Source organism: Candidatus Polarisedimenticolia bacterium, assembly GCA_036001465.1.
GTDB lineage: Bacteria > Acidobacteriota > Polarisedimenticolia > Gp22-AA2 > Gp22-AA2 > Gp22-AA3.
The window spans coordinates 48648-63274 of record DASYUH010000014.1; the positions used below are offsets into that span (position 1 = coordinate 48648).

The 14627-nt window shown below is 69.6% G+C and carries 13 protein-coding genes; 11 read left to right on the top strand and 2 right to left on the bottom strand.

What is annotated here, in order from left to right:
- Positions 1–54: 54 nt before the first annotated feature.
- Positions 55–1059, bottom strand: a complete 1005-nt coding sequence (locus tag VGV60_03520) for an ornithine cyclodeaminase family protein (GenBank protein HEV8700324.1) — start codon at positions 1057–1059, stop codon at positions 55–57.
- 122 nt (positions 1060–1181) lie between these two features.
- Between VGV60_03520 and VGV60_03525 the strand changes: the two genes are divergently transcribed.
- Positions 1182–2384 (top strand): aminotransferase class I/II-fold pyridoxal phosphate-dependent enzyme, encoded by a 1203-nt coding sequence (locus VGV60_03525; protein HEV8700325.1) that lies wholly within the window; start codon positions 1182–1184, stop codon positions 2382–2384.
- Here the strand turns inward: VGV60_03525 and VGV60_03530 are convergent.
- Entirely contained in the window at positions 2381–3799 is a 1419-nt protein-coding gene (locus tag VGV60_03530; protein ID HEV8700326.1) for a hypothetical protein, read from the bottom strand. The two genes, VGV60_03525 and VGV60_03530, sit on opposite strands and share 4 nt — an antisense overlap.
- 172 nt (positions 3800–3971) lie before the next feature.
- Between VGV60_03530 and VGV60_03535 the strand changes: the two genes are divergently transcribed.
- The 10 genes from VGV60_03535 to VGV60_03580 all read left to right on the top strand — a co-directional run bounded on the left by VGV60_03535 (position 3972) and on the right by VGV60_03580 (position 14617).
- On the top strand, positions 3972–4979 hold the full coding sequence (locus VGV60_03535; GenBank protein HEV8700327.1) for an ABC transporter substrate-binding protein: 1008 nt from the start codon (positions 3972–3974) through the stop codon (positions 4977–4979).
- Positions 4980–4988: 9 nt separating this feature from the next.
- Positions 4989–7403 carry a response regulator gene (locus VGV60_03540; GenBank protein HEV8700328.1) on the top strand — a complete coding sequence of 805 codons (2415 nt, stop codon included), beginning with the start codon at positions 4989–4991 and terminating at the stop codon, positions 7401–7403.
- A 76-nt stretch (positions 7404–7479) separates the two neighbouring features.
- On the top strand, positions 7480–7788 hold the full coding sequence (locus VGV60_03545; protein HEV8700329.1) for a metalloregulator ArsR/SmtB family transcription factor: 309 nt from the start codon (positions 7480–7482) through the stop codon (positions 7786–7788).
- A gap of 53 nt (positions 7789–7841) precedes the next feature.
- Positions 7842–8258: an ArsI/CadI family heavy metal resistance metalloenzyme gene (locus VGV60_03550; protein HEV8700330.1), complete on the top strand. Its 417-nt coding sequence runs from the start codon at positions 7842–7844 to the stop codon at positions 8256–8258.
- Positions 8259–8278: 20 nt separating this feature from the next.
- A complete protein-coding gene (locus tag VGV60_03555; protein HEV8700331.1) occupies positions 8279–8992 on the top strand; it encodes an MIP/aquaporin family protein in 714 nt (237 codons plus the stop codon).
- A complete protein-coding gene (locus tag VGV60_03560) occupies positions 8989–9396 on the top strand; it encodes an arsenate reductase ArsC (protein HEV8700332.1) in 408 nt (135 codons plus the stop codon). The genes VGV60_03555 and VGV60_03560 overlap by 4 nt, the downstream gene beginning before the upstream one ends.
- Positions 9397–9460: 64 nt before the next feature.
- The gene (locus VGV60_03565) at positions 9461–9844 is read left to right on the top strand and encodes a hypothetical protein (protein HEV8700333.1); all 384 of its coding nucleotides are present in this window, start codon (positions 9461–9463) and stop codon (positions 9842–9844) included.
- Positions 9845–10014: 170 nt separating this feature from the next.
- Positions 10015–11097, top strand: coding sequence for a hypothetical protein (locus VGV60_03570; protein ID HEV8700334.1), 1083 nt, complete (start codon positions 10015–10017; stop codon positions 11095–11097).
- Positions 11098–11529: 432 nt separating this feature from the next.
- Complete coding sequence (locus tag VGV60_03575) at positions 11530–13212, top strand: ATP-binding protein (protein ID HEV8700335.1); 1683 nt, start codon at positions 11530–11532, stop codon at positions 13210–13212.
- Positions 13205–14617: a sigma-54 dependent transcriptional regulator gene (locus VGV60_03580; protein HEV8700336.1), complete on the top strand. Its 1413-nt coding sequence runs from the start codon at positions 13205–13207 to the stop codon at positions 14615–14617. The genes VGV60_03575 and VGV60_03580 overlap by 8 nt, the downstream gene beginning before the upstream one ends.
- Positions 14618–14627 lie beyond the last annotated feature (10 nt).

Below are 14627 nucleotides of genomic sequence, written 5' to 3' on the forward strand. Positions count from 1 at the left end.
AAGGGGCCCACGACGCCCAGGAGCGGGCCGGATGCCCGGACAGGCACCTGGAACCTAGACGGGGAGAGCGTCCCCGAGCCCCTCCGTCCGGGCCCGCGACAGGACGACGGCGGCCGCCGCGACGTCCTGCACCCCCACGCCGGTCAGGTCGCACAGGGTGATCTCCGCGTCGCTGCGGCGGCCGGGGTGCCTCCCGGCGGTGATGTCTCCCAGCTCGCAGGCGACCTTGCTCTCCGGGATCGTCCCGGAGGCGACGGCGTGGTGGATCTCCCCGAGCCGGAGGCACTGCGCCCTGCTGTCCGCCACGACCAGGTCGGCGCGCTTGAGGACGTCGGCGTGAAGCTCCTGCTTGTCGGGGCCGTCCGATCCGACGGCGGTGATGTGCATGCCGGGAGCGAGCCACGCGGCCTCGACCAGCGGCTCGCGGCTCGCCGTGACCGTGATCACGATATCGGCCCCCTCCACCGCCTCGCGGACCGAAGGGACGGCGGCGAGCCGGCACTCCCGGGGGATCGCCGGATCGTTCGCGAGCTCCGAGGCGCAGGCGCGGGCGCGCTCGGGGCGCCGGCCGTAGATGCGCACCTCCCGGAACGGGCGCACGAGAGCCAGGGAGGCCAGCTGGTAGCGAGCCTGATTGCCGCAGCCGACGACGCCGACGATCCGCGCGTCGCGGCGCGCCAGGTGTTTCGCCGCCACGGCCCCCGCCGAGCCGGTGCGCTGCTCGGTGATGAACCCGTTGTCGAGAAGCAGGGCGGCCGGCGCGCCGGTCGAGGCGTCGAAGACCAGCACCAGGCCATCGTTCTGGGGCAGTCCCTTCACGGGGTTGTCGTAGAAGCCGGAGGCGATCTTCACCGCATAGTGGGTCCCGCCGCGCAGGTGGCCGGCCTTGACGTGGATTTCCCCGCGGTTCTCGGGGACGTTCAGGTTGATGACCGCCGGCAGCTCGGCGCCGCCCGTGGCGTAGGCGGTGAACGCCTGCTCGATGGCCAGGAGGCTTGCCGCGGGATCGAGGAGTCGCCGGATCTCGGGCTCGCGGAGAACGAGCAGTGTGCGGCTCACGAAGGAAGGGTATCACCGTCATGGCCAGGAGTGTGTCCGGGTATTCGGCCGGGCGCCCTTTACAGCGGCATGGGGGGTTGGTATTCTCCGCGCGTCCCGGAACACCCCTGGAGGAGGCTGCCGTGCGCATCGAACCGTTCCGCATGGAGAGGATGCAGTCCACCTACGAGAATTACGTCGACTACAACCTGTCCGAGAGCGGCGTGCATCCGATGCGGGCGAGCGAGCTCCTGGAGCTGGGCGGCGGCGCGGCGGAGCGTTTTCTCGGCACCGAGCTGGGTTACTGCCAGTCGAACGGGACGGAGGAGCTGCGCGACCGGATCGCCGCATTCTACGACGGCGCGAAGCGCGCCAACATCCTGGTCACGAACGGCGGCTCCGAGGCGAACTACGCGACGCTCTGGTCCCTCCTGGAGCGCGGTGACCGCGTGGCGTTCATGCTCCCGAACTACCTGCAGGCCTGGGGACTGTCGCGCGCCTTCGCCGGCCGGGCCGACGCCTTCCGACTGGTCCCCCGTCGGGATGGGGGGACGATGCGCTGGGCGCTCGATGTGGACGGGCTGCGCCGGGCGGTCACGAAAAAGACGCGCGCGATCGTGATCACGAACCCGAACAATCCGACCGGGGGGATCCTGACGGACGCCGAGATGGACGAGGTGGTGCGTGCCGCGCGCCGATCGGGCGCCTGGATCCTGGCCGACGAGATCTACCGGGGCGCCGAGGTCTCCGGCCGGACCGCGCCGAGCTTCTGGGGTCGCCACGAGCGGGTGCTGATCACGTCCGGCCTGTCGAAGGCGTTCGGCCTGCCCGGCCTCCGGATCGGCTGGGTGGCGGGCCCGGCCGCCGCCGTCGGTCGGATCTGGTCGTACCGCGACTACACGACGATCGCTCCGGGCATCCTGTCGGACTACCTGGGGCGGCTCGCCATGGACCCCAAGAGGCGCGAAGCGATCTTTTCGCGGACGCGGGCCATCATCAGGCGCAATCTGCCGGTGATCGAAAAGTGGCTGCGCGCGCACGACGACGTCTTCGGGTACATCCAGCCGCAGGCGGGCGCCATCGTGTTCGCCCGCTACGCCCTGCCGATCGGATCGGTGGCGCTGGTGGAACGGCTGCGGACCTCCAGGTCGGTCCTGGTGTGCGCCGGAGACCAGTTCGGCACGGGCCGCCACCTGCGCTTCGGCTTCGGATCGGACGCCGACTACATGATGAGGGGCCTGGAGCGCGTCGGCGAGACGCTGGCGGAGCTGCGCAAGGGTCGGCCGCGCCGCGCCGAGCCCGCGGAGCGCCAGCCGCGCCGTCGCGCGGTCGTCGGCGCGCGCTAGGAGCCGGCCGCGAGCAGGTCGCGCGCCGCGCGCCTGGCCTCCTCGAGCGTCGCCACCTTGCCGTCGAGCTGCATCTCGTAAACCGCCCGCGTGATCCGGCCGACGGCCGGGCCCGGCTGCAGCCCCATCTCGAGCAGGTGCCGGCCCATGAGGATCGGGGCCGGCGGGCGGCTCTCGACACGAAGACCGCGCACCTTCGTGATGAACCACTCCTGCGCCTCGGTCGAGAAGGAGCCGGTGCGGCCGAGGCAATCGGCGCGCGACACGCGGTACAGGAGATCCGGCTCGAGGCGGCGCGCCAGCCGGCGGAAGGCGCCGTCACCGACGTTGTCCCGGTTCTTGTAATAGTGGCTGGGCGTCAGGTGGTGCGCGACCAGCTGCACCACCTGCTCGCGCAGGTCGTAGCCCTGCAGCGAGTGGACGTTCAGCCGATCGAGGAAGGCGCGGGTGGGGGCGACTCCGGCCGCCTCGTGCTCGTACGAGCGGATGCGCCCGTCCACCATGGCCGTGGTCGCCGGCTTGCCGAAGTCGTGGCAGACGACCGCCAGCAGGACCGCCAGGGCCTTCTCCTTCGGGAGGCCTTCGATCTCCCCTTTCGCCACGTCGATCGCCAGGAGGGTGTGGGTCCAGACGTCCCCTTCGGGATGCCATTCCCGCTCTTGAAGACAGCCCTGAAGCGCCTTCAGCTCCGGGAACAGGCGGTCGACGATGCCGAGGCGATCGGCCCACGACAGCCCGACGGAAGGGCGCGCGGACAGGAGAAGCAGCTTTTCGATCTCGCCCCAGATGCGCTCGGCGGGCAGGTCGGAGAGATCGATTCCGCGGCAGAGATCGACCGTGCCCGGCTCGATGGCGAACTCGAAGCGCGCGGCGAATTGCATCGCCCGCAGGACCCTCAGGCTGTCCTCGACGAAGGTCGACGGATCGACGGCCCGCAGGAGGCCGGCGCGGAGATCGGCGCGGCCTCCCCAGACGTCGATGATCTCGCCGGCGAGAGGGTCGAACATCATGGCGTTCATCGTGAAGTCCCGCCGCCGCGTCGCCTCGTCCCAGGAGAGTTCGGGATCCCCCAGAACCGAAAAACCGCGGTGCCCCGGGGCGACCTTGGTATCGCGCCGCGGCAGGCTGACGTCGATCGCCGCCTGGGATCCGCCCGCCGCCCGGGGGACGAGCTTGTAGACCGCGAAGGACTGGCCGACGAGCCTCACCTCCCCGAAACGCCCGAGAAGGGAGGCGAGCCGTTCGGCCGGCAGGCGATACACCTCGAGGTCGTACTCGGAGGCGGGCATCCCGGAGAGCCCCCTGAGGCGCAGCGCCTCGAAGTCGCGCACCCATCCTCCGACCAGGAAGGCCCGGCCCCCCTGGTCCCGCACGTTCTCGCAGATTTGCAGAACGACCGGATCGATGGCGCTCACGCTCCCAGTATAAGGGAGGCGCGACAGGGCCGTCCCCATTGGAAATGCCCAAATCCTGGACACTTATCCGCGCCCCGGGGACTTGACTCCCTCCGGGGGGAACCTAACTTGAAGCAGGGGTCTGTCGGACCGACGTCGGTTCGATGACAGAAGAATGCAAGGGGCCGGATCCGTGAGCGATCGGCGTCCCGGGGGACGCGTCGGGAAGGTCAGGAGCCTGCTTTCGGCCGTCCTCACCGCGGGACTCTGCGCGTTGGGTCCGGCGTGCGTGCAGGGGCGGCAGGAGCCCCTGCGCATCGCCGTCAACGCCTGGCCGCCGTTCGAGCTTCTCTACCTGGCGCGTGAGAAGGGCTTCTTCGAGGCCGAGAAGGTCGAGATCGATCTCATCGATTTCTCCTCCTACACCGGGATTCTGAGGTCGTACCACCAGGGAAACGTGGACGGATTCTTCGCGACGCTCAACGAAGTCCAGATCGCCGACAACTTCCAGGACCAGCCCGTCGTCACCCTGGTGGTCGACTACTCATTCGGCGGGGACGCCCTGGTCGTCAAGGACGGCATCCGGGACCTGAGGGGCCTCAGGGGCCGGCGCATCGCCTACGAGGAGTCGGCCCTCGGGGCGTACGCGCTCGAGCGCCTCCTGGAGATCGGCGGGCTCCGGCCGGACGAGGTCGTGTCGGTGAGCCGGCTCCCCGAAGAGGCCGAGCAGGATTTCCACCGGGGGACGGTGGACGGCGTCATCACGTACGAGCCCGGCCTGGGTCGACTCTTGCGCAGCGAGGGGGCGCGCGTGCTCTTCTCGTCCCGCGACATTCCGGGCGAGATCGTCGACGTGATGGCGATGCGCCGCTCGGTCGTCGACCGGCGGGCCGGCGAGCTGCGCGGAGTCCTGCGCGCGTGGTTCCGGGCGCTGGCCTACATGAAGCAGGAGCCGCTGGAAGCGGCCGCCAGCATGGCCCGGCGCCACAACCTGACGGTCGAGGAGTTCCAGCACGGCCTGGAAGGGGCGCACGTCCCCGACCTGTCCGAGAATCGTGAGCTTTTGGGGAGCTCGAGCGCACCGGGGAGGCTGCACGAGACGGCGGCCCGCATGGCGAAGTTCCTGGTGCGCCATGGCCTGACCCGGCGATCCGTCTCCGGGACGGATCTGATCCGCCCCGAACTCATCGAGTCCCTGTAGGCGGACACCGTGCGGCGCGTCCTCTCCCGGTTTCCCACCTCGACCCTGATGGGCCTCGCCTTCATCATCCCCGGGATGCTCATCGCCGGAGGCCTGCTCTACTACCACTCCATGGAGGCGCGGCAGTTCCTGGCGGACGAGGGGGTGCGCTACGGGGACATGCTCGCCGATCAGCTCCTGTCCGCGTCGCAGCGCTTCATGCGGCTCGGGTCGCGATCTTCGGTGCAGGAGGTGATCGAGGAGACCGGCAGCAAGCGGTCGGTGGTCTACATCGCACTCATCGGCAAGGACGGCCGGGTGATCGCCGCCAGCCGGCGCGACTGGATCGGCCACGATGCGTCGATCATCCCGGATCCCGATTTCGCGGACATCGCCGTGCTCGCACGCAGCACGGCGCGGCCGCAGCACCGCCTCGTGGAGGACGGCAGGCGCCTCATCCTGGTCTCGCCGCTGCTCCTGGAAGGCGTCAATCCGAACCTTTCCAACCTCGGCGGCCTGCTCTGCCTGAAGGTCAACCAGGAGAGGCAGCTGGCGAACATGTACGAGGAGATCATGGAGCGCGGCGTGGTGACGGCGCTTGGCATCCTGCTGGGAAGCCTGGTCCTCCTGGTGTGGGTCCGCGCGATCCTGGCGCAGCCGATCCTGCGGGTCGCAACCTTCGTGCGGGCCTTCGCGAAGGGGGCGAGCGGGCCGCCGCCTCCATCCGCCGGCACGCTCGAGGTGGCGCAGCTCACCGAGGACGTGGCGTCGATGGCGAGGGATCTCGACGCGAAGCAGGCCGCCCTGGCCGCCTCGACGGAGCGCCATCGCCTGCTCCTGGAAGGCGCCTACGACGCCATCCTCACGGCGGACCCGGAGACCGGCCGCATCCTCGAGGTCAATGCCATGTTCTGCAGGCTGTTCGGCTATTCCACGGAGGATGCAATCGCCCTCAGCCTGCGCGACCTGCACCCGCCGGAGGAGAGCGAGCGCCTCATGCAGGCGTATCAGGCGGCCTCGCCCGGCGGCCACGACGGCTTCCACGGCATTCCGTGCGTCCGCCGGAACGGCGAGCGCTTCCACGTCGACGTGCGCGGCGGCCCGGTTTCCCTCGACAACCGCACCGTGACGGAGTGGATCCTACGCGACACGACCGACAGGAAGAACCTGGAGGACCAGCTCCGCCAGGCGCAGAAGATGGAGAGCGTCGGCACGCTCGCCGGCGGCATCGCGCACGACTTCAACAACCTCCTGACCGGCATCCTCGGCTACGCGCGGCTCGTCAAGGTCCGGCTGCCCGAGGAAGACACGAATCGCCGCAAACTGGACCTGATCGAGAAGTCGGCGCTGCGCGCCGCCGAGCTGACGGCGCAGCTCCTGACGTTCAGCCGGCGCGCGGCCACCCGCCCTTCGCCCGCAAACCTGAACGAGACCGTCGCGACATTCATCGAGGATCTGCGCCCGAAGCTGCCGCCGGTCATCGAGCTGGTCTTCGAGGGCGCGCCCGATCTCTGGACCGCCGCCGTGGACACGGCGCAGGTGGAGCAGGTCCTCCTGCATCTCTGCGCCAACGCCAGGGAGGCGATGCCGGAGGGGGGCCGCCTCGAGATCAGGACGGCCAACAGGACGCTCTCCGCGGCCGACGCGCAGGGGAACCTGGAGGCCAGGCCGGGCCGTTTCGTGACGCTGTCCGTTCAGGACACCGGGCGGGGCATCCAGCCCTCCGTCAGGTCGCGCATCTTCGAGCCCTTCTTCACGACCAAGGAGCTCGGCAGGGGCGCGGGCATGGGACTGGCGATGGTGCACGGCGCGGTCAAGGGACACGACGGCTGGGTCGAGATCGACAGCGAGCCGGGGCGCGGGGCGTGCTTCTCGGTCCACTTTCCGATCTACGACGAGGCGGCGGCCTCCGATCGAGCCGCGGTCGAGTCGCCGGCCGTCCTTCTGGAGCGCCTCGCCGGAATCGCGCGGCACCCTCCGGCCGCAGCGCGCCTCCAAGGCGCGGCACGATCCTCCGGGGCGGGCGGGGGACGGGCCCCGGCGCGCACCGTCCTGGCGGTCGACGACGAGTCGACCGTCCTGGCCCTGGTGCGCGACATCCTGGAGATGCACGGCTACCGGGTCCTGACGGCCCGCAACGGCGAGGAGGCCCTGCGCGTCTTCCGGGATCAGGCGGCGGCCATCGACCTGGTCCTGCTCGACCTGACGATGCCGGTCATGGGCGGACGGGAGTGCTTCAAGCACATGAAGGAGATCGACCCGCGGGTGCGGGTGCTGGTCAGCAGCGGCTTCTCGGCCGAAAGCACCGCCAGCGAGATGCTGAGCGAAGGGGCGCTCGCGTACGTCCAGAAGCCGTACGACATCGACGCGCTCGCGCGCGTCGTCCGTCAGGCCCTGGGCGAGGAGTCGCAGCCGGCCGCGATGTCCGCGAGCGGCCCGGGTTAGGTGCCGGCCGAAGACTCGGACAGGCTCCTCGAGCCGGGTTGACGGCGCACGCGGATACATCTATACTTATCGATGTATGAAATCCGACCCGGACCTGGTGAGGGCGTTCAAGGCGCTGGGTGACCCGACCCGCCTGAGAATCCTGGATCTCCTGCGATCCGCCGGACGGTCATGCTGTGGCCTGATCTCGCGCGATGAGCGCGGACTCTGCGCCTGCGACGTCGAGCGGGCCATCGGCCTGTCTCAGGCGGCGGTGTCGCATCACATGGCGGTCCTCATCCGCGCCGGGCTCGTGGAGGCCGAAAAGCGTGGCCGCTGGATGTTCTACGGGAGGAACGAAGCGGCGCTGGCACGGCTGGCGGGGTCGATCCGGAAGGCCGTGTAAAAAAAATTGTTCAAACATATCGACACTTCTGGATGTGTCGAACTGGAGGGCTCATGACACCGTCCGTGCACATCTCGCTCCGCGTTCGCGACCTCGACCGCTCGGTCGACTTCTACCGGCGCTTCTTCGGAGAGCCCGCGAAACTCAAGCCAGGCTATGCCAAGTTCATCGCGGCTGAACCGGAAATCCATCTCGCCCTCGGGCCCGGGCTCGAGGAGGCCCACCGGTCCACGGCCCTCTCCCATCTCGGCATCCGAGTCGGATCGACCGACGAAGTGCGTCGCTGGAAGAGCGAGCTGCTGGCGCGGGGGATCCCGGTCGAAGACGAAGAGCGCGGCGAGTGCTGCTACGCGGTGCAGGAGAAGTTCTGGCTCGCGGACCCCGACGGCAATCGCTGGGAAATCTATACGGTCCTCCAGGATGTGGAGAAGCCGGTCCGTTCGGCGGCTGCCGGCTGCTGCCCGCGCTGATGGGACCGGTCGGCAGTCACGTGTTGCGCCGGACCGTCTCGGAGGGCCTGGGGACCGCCCTCCTGCTGTCGACCATCGTGGGATCCGGGATCATGGGGAGCCGCCTCTCGGACGGGGACGCGGCGATGACGCTTCTCGTCAACAGCCTGGCGACGGGACTCGTGTTGTCCGTGCTCGTCGTGGTCCTCGCTCCGCTCTCAGGCGCCCACCTGAATCCCGCAGTCACTCTCCTCGAAGTGTTCCGTCGTCGCGCCCCTCCGGGCGATCTGGCTCCTTACATGGCAGGACAGATTCTGGGCGGCTTCGTGGGTGTCGTCGTCGCGCACCTGATGTTCGGAGAGCAGGCCTTCGAAGCGTCGCACCACGCCCGAAACGGTGCCGCGCAGCTCCTGAGCGAATTCGTGGCGACCTTCGGGCTCTTCACGGTCCTTCGGGGCACCGCGCGCCGCCGTCCCGAGGTGACGGCCATGGCCGTCGGAGGCTACATCACGGCGGCTTACTGGTTCACCGCTTCGACGGCATTTGCCAATCCCGCCGTGACGCTCGCCCGTTGCGCGACCGACACGTTCGCAGGGATACGCCCTCGGGACGTGCCGGGTTTCATCATGGCTCAGCTTCTCGGCGCCGCGGCCGCGACGAGCGCATTTTCCTGGCTGGATCGAAACCAACAGGAGATCGCCGAGGACGCCCAACCGACCGAAACCGTGCGCGCCGCAGGACCGGGCCGGCCATGATCACGGTGCTGTTCGCCTGTGTCGAGAACGCCGGCCGCTCCCAGATGGCGGCTGCGTTGTTCAATCGGCTCGCGGACCCCGCACTGGCTCATGCGATCTCGGCCGGTACGCAGCCCGGCGACACAGTCCATCCTGTAGTGATCGAGGTGATGCGTGAGGCCGGGATCGATCTCAGCTCATCCCGGCCGCGAGCTCTTGCGCCCGACCTGGTTTCGTCGGCAGGCCTCCTCGTGACGATGGGTTGCGGCGAGGCGTGCCCGGTGGCGCCTGGCGCGGATCATGAGGATTGGTTCCTCGAGGATCCACGGGGACAGTCCCTCCCGGCGGTCCGGCGGATACGAGACGAAATCTCCGAGCGTGTCCGAGGCCTGATCCTCGCGAAAGGATGGGGACGTCGCGTTTGACTTCTCACCGGCCTCCCTCTAGGATTCTGGCGCACGCTCAATCAACCCGTCGGGAGGTGTCCTCATGAAGACATTCGCATCGGTCCTGGCCGTGCTGGCTCTCGTCGCCCTCCCGGCCGCCTTCGCCTGCGACAAGGACAAGAACGTCAATGCCCAGGCCGCCGGGTCGGACCAGTCCGGCCCCACCCGGGAAGTGGCTCTCACCGGCTATCTGACCGACTCCTACTGTGGCGCGGCGAACGCCAATGCCCAGGGCAAGTCCTGCGCCCTGGAGTGCGTCAAGAAAGGGGCCAAGGTCCAGCTGTACGCCAATGAGAAGCTGTACACGCTCGACCAGTCCAAAGTGGCCGACGGCCACATCGGCGTGCCCGTGAGGGTGAAGGGCACGCTCGACGAGGGGACCGGCACGATCAAGGTGGCGTCGATCGAGGTCGTGAAGCAGGGCTGATCGTCTCACGCCAAATCCATGAAGAAGATGCCCCGGAGGGCCGCGGCGACGCGGCCTTCTTTTCTTTAGGAGGCCGTTCGAGCATTCGGACAGGCTCCCGGGGGCGCGGGCGGGGAATCGAATAACCGATCGGACCCGTCATTTCCACCCATTCGGACACGGCAGGGACCATGAGGGACAAGGCAAGAGTCGGGCTGGCGGCTGTCGTGTTCCTGCTCTGTTCGTGCAGCAGCCCAGGCAGCCGTCAGGGGTTCCACGAGGACGCGCCCGCCGGCCGGCGCGCCGCGCCCCCGTCGCCGATCCGGCTCGGGGGACGGGCCCTGGCCAGGCTCGAATCCTGGGACATCGTCCACCCACGCTTCTCGCCCGCGGGTGATCGGCTCGCCTTCGCCAAGTCGGAAGTCGAAGACGGGATGGAGACGACGGAGCTGGCATTCCTGGACCTCGCGACCGGGGCCGTGACGACCCTGCTCGACCGCCAGGGAGCGGTCCGGTATGCGACCTACAAGGCATACGTCTTCGACCTCGACTGGACGGATGCCACCCACGTCCGCGCCGCTGTGGCCGATGGCGACGTCGGCGCAGCCTATCTCACCTACGACGTCGCCTCGGGCCGCCTCGTCGACACCCGGTACGAGGACGACGACACCCCGGCGCCCCTCGACCGGGCGTTCGCGGAGATCATCCCCGACTGCGCCCGGGCGCTGCCCACGCTCCCGCGGGAAGTGCTCGAATCCGCCCTCGCGCAGCACGCCGTCCTCGTGGGGAACCGGCGCGTGATCCTCCAAAAGAACTACGCCGGCCACGACAACGACATCTGGCTTCTCGACTGCCTCGGCCCGTCCATGACCAGGCTGGTCGGCCTGGGAAGCGAGGACCCTGACGCCCTCGGGGGCGGGGTCTCCATCGGATCGTCCAGCGTGTTCCTCGTCTCCCGCAAGTCAGGAACCACCCTGATGCTGCTCAAGGACGGCGGGGCAGCGGAGCTGGTCACGATTCCCGGCAAGGCAAGGCACATGCAGATTGAGGTCAAGCACACGAGCTCGGACCTGGTCTATTTCCAGGTGAGGGCCCAGGCGCCCTCCGAGGTCGGCGACAACCCGCTCTTCTCGTTCGATGGCCAGCGCCTTCGGCGCGTTCTGGACTTCGAAGATCTCTACGACTTCGACATGACCCGAGACCGACGGCTGGCCGCCTTTTGCGCCTGGCGGGGCGAGCGGCGCATCGTCGAAGTCAGAAGGTTGAGCGACTGAACGATCGGCGTCACCGAAATCCTCACCTGAAGGCTCCAGGCCATCTGAAATCAGGCCCAAATCACGATTCGCGGACGTGATGACCCTTTCTTTTATGGCGCGGGTTCGCCAGGTCGCATAATTCGTATGATGCTCGCCGTTCATCCGCCCGAGGCTGCGACCCCTATGCAAGTCGCGGGAACGCCGCAAAACCAGTGTCCTGGCTGATCTTTATCTCCGCGATGGAGCGGCTCTCCCGTCCTGGATCGGATCTTGCGAAGAAAACCAGAACGCGTTTTCTCAGCCTGCGGCGATGCATCGACCGGGGTCGCCGCGGGGGCCTGGCCGGTGCGGGCAGGCGACAGGGGCGTGCGCTATAGTTGGCGCGTGGATACGGGGGGAAGCGGCGGACGAACCGACGCCCCGGTCCCGGGCCCGAAATGGAGCCCGGGGGTGGGATGGCTGACCGCGGTGACCCTGGCCGCCGCGCTGGCGATCAATGTCGCGGGGCTGGGGGCAATCGCCGTGGCCCAGAGGGGCGTTGCCGACGAGGCGCAGCGGCTGCTGCGCCTGGAGACGGAGGCCCGGGCCGGAGTGCTGGAAGGCACCCTCGCGTCGATGCGCGCCGATCTGGCGTTTCTGACCGGATCGCCGGTCTTCTTCGGCCTGGAGTCCGCTCTCCTGTCGCGCGACCCGCGGGAGGCGCGCTGGCGGCGTCTGGAGGCCGAGGGGGCGCTGCTTCTGTTCCTGCGGGGGCATCCGGAGGCGTCCCACCTGGCCGCCCGATCCGCGGACGGGGTCGTCCTGGTCGCCGCCGGCCGGCGCGGAGGGATCCCGGTCCTCTGGAAACCGGGTGACCTGCCGGGGGTCGAGCCGGCGGGGCGGTCCGCGGATGCTGCTGCCGAACCGGCCGGAGCGCCAGGGCGCTCGATCGTCGGCCGGTTCGAGTTCAAGACAGGGGTCAGGAAGGTGTCCGGGGCGGTGAGTCTGGAGGCGACGCTCGACGCAGGCCATCTCCTGGCGCTCAACCGGGCCGTGGACGATGGATCACGGGCCTGCATCCTCCTGGATCGGGACGGGGCCCTGCTGGGAGCGGATCCCGGGGGGGCGGCCCCGGAGCTGGCGGCTGCCGGCGTCGATGGACGCGGGATGCACGCCGGCGCGGATGTGAGGACGGAAGACTGGTCCTCTCCGGCTCCGTGGCGCCTCGCCTGCTCGCAGCTCCGGGGCCCGGCGGTGGCCCTGATGCTGCCTCTCGCGGCGCGTTACCGGCTGACGCTGATCCTGAACCTGGCGGTGATGAGCCTGGCGCTCCTGCTCGGGGCCTTCGCCATCAAGCAGGCGCGCCGCCAGCAGGCACTCGAAGCCCGGGCGCGCGAAGAGGCGCGCGTGCGCGACCTGGAGCGGCAGCTGTTCCACACCGAGAGGCTGGGGACCGTCGGGAGGCTGGCCGCGGGCATGGCCCACGAAATCAACAATCCGCTGGAGGGCATGTCCAACTACCTGAGCCTGGCCCGGGGAGACCTGGCGCGAGGCGACGCGGCCTCGGCGCTGCGCCGCCTGGACGGGGCGCAGGAGGGGCTGAGGCGCGCCGGTGACATCGTGCGGCAGGTGTTGCAGCACGCCGATCCGGCGAGCGCCCCCCGCACCGTCATCGATGTGAACGCGGTCCTGCGCCAGGCCGTCGAGTTCGTGCGCTCGCGACCCGAGTTCGCCGCCATCCGTTTCGAGGAGGAATTGTCCCCCTCGCCGCTCGGCGTCCAGGCCAGCCCGGCGCTCCTCGGACAGGTCTTCCTGAATCTGCTCCTGAACGCCTGCGAGGCCCAGCCGCGCGGCGGCGAGGTGCGCGTCGTGACCGGTCGGGAAGCCGAACGGGTGGTCGCCGAGATCGCCGATCGCGGTCCCGGCGTGCCGGCGGAGCACAGCGCGCGCATTTTCGAGCCGTTCTACTCGACCAAGGAGTCGACGGGTCTCGGGCTCGCGATCTGCTACTCGATCGTCACGCAGCACGGCGGCGACCTCGCCGTATCCAATCGTCCCGGCGGCGGGGCGGTCTTCCGGATGCGAATCCCCCTGGCCCGGACGGGCCTGGCGGGTGGCGGGCTTTCCTCCCGGAGCGGCTCCAGCCATGCCTGAGCGAAAGCCGGCCCGCGGCCGGGTGCTCGTCGTGGAGGACGAGGCGTACGTGCGGACTTCGATCGGCGAGGTCCTCGGCGAGCGCGGCTACGACGTCGACCTGGCGGCGAGCGTCGCCGACGCCCTCGCCTCCCTGGGCCGGACCCCCGTGGACGTCGTCCTCACGGATCTCAAGATGCCCGGGGCGGACGGGCTCGACCTCGTGAAGCGCATGCAGAACGCCTATCCCCTGGTCCCGGTGGTCGTGCTCACCGGACAGGGGACGATCGCCTCGGCGATCGAGTGCGTCAGGGCCGGGGCGGCCGACTACATCCTCAAGCCGGCGGATCCGGACGCCCTGGAGGTCGCCCTGGACCGGGCCCTCGCGACACGGGCGCTGCAGCGCGAGGTGGACTACCTGCGCCGCTTCGATCTTCCGGGCGAGGAGCCGCCGGTCGGCCGGTCCAGGGCCTGGAACCAGGTGATGGAGACGGCGCGCACGGTGGCGGCCAGCGATGCCACGGTGTTCCTGCTCGGCGAGTCGGGCACCGGCAAGGAGCTGGTCGCGCGCCTGATCCACCGCCTGAGCCGCAGGGCGAAGGGGCCGTACGTGCGCGTCAACTGCGCCGCCATCCCGATGGAGATGTGGGAGAGCGAGTTCTTCGGGCACCGCAGGGGCTCGTTCACCGGCGCCACCGCCGACCGCGAGGGGCGCTTCCTCCTGGCGCACCGGGGGACGCTGTTCATGGACGAGATCGGCGACATGCCGCTCCAGGCGCAGGCGAAGATCCTGCGTGTTCTCCAGGACGGGGAGTTCGACCGGGTCGGCGACGAGCGCCCGACGCGCGTCGACGTCCGGGTCATCGCCGCCACCAACAGCGACATCGACGCGGCCGTGGCCGATCGGCGCTTCCGGCAGGACCTCTTCTACCGGCTCAACGTGGTGCGCATCGCCCTGCCACCCCTGCGTGACCGGGGAGAGGACATCCCCCTGCTCGCCGAGCTCTTCGCGCGCGCGATCTCCGCCCGGCTGGGCCAGCCACCCCCACGGATCGCCCCGGAGGTCCATGCCGACCTCCTGGCCTACACCTGGCCGGGAAACGTGCGCGAGCTGCGCAATGTGATCGAGAGGGCGCTGATTCTGAACCCGGGGCCCGATCTCGTGTCGCTCGACCTGCCGCCGGTCGGGGGGCTCGCCTCGTCCGCCTTCGCGGGCCGGCCGTCCGACGCGGACGCGCCGGCGGGGGGCGACGACCTGAACATCCGCGCCGTGGTGGCCCGGCATGAAAGGGACTCCATCGTCGAGGCCCTGCGGCGCGCCCGGGGAGTGCGCAAAGAAGCGGCGCGCCTGCTCGGCATCGATCAGCGCAACCTGGCGTACTACCTGCGCAAGCACGGAATCGACCCCGACGCGACGGAGGGGTAGGGGCCTCGGG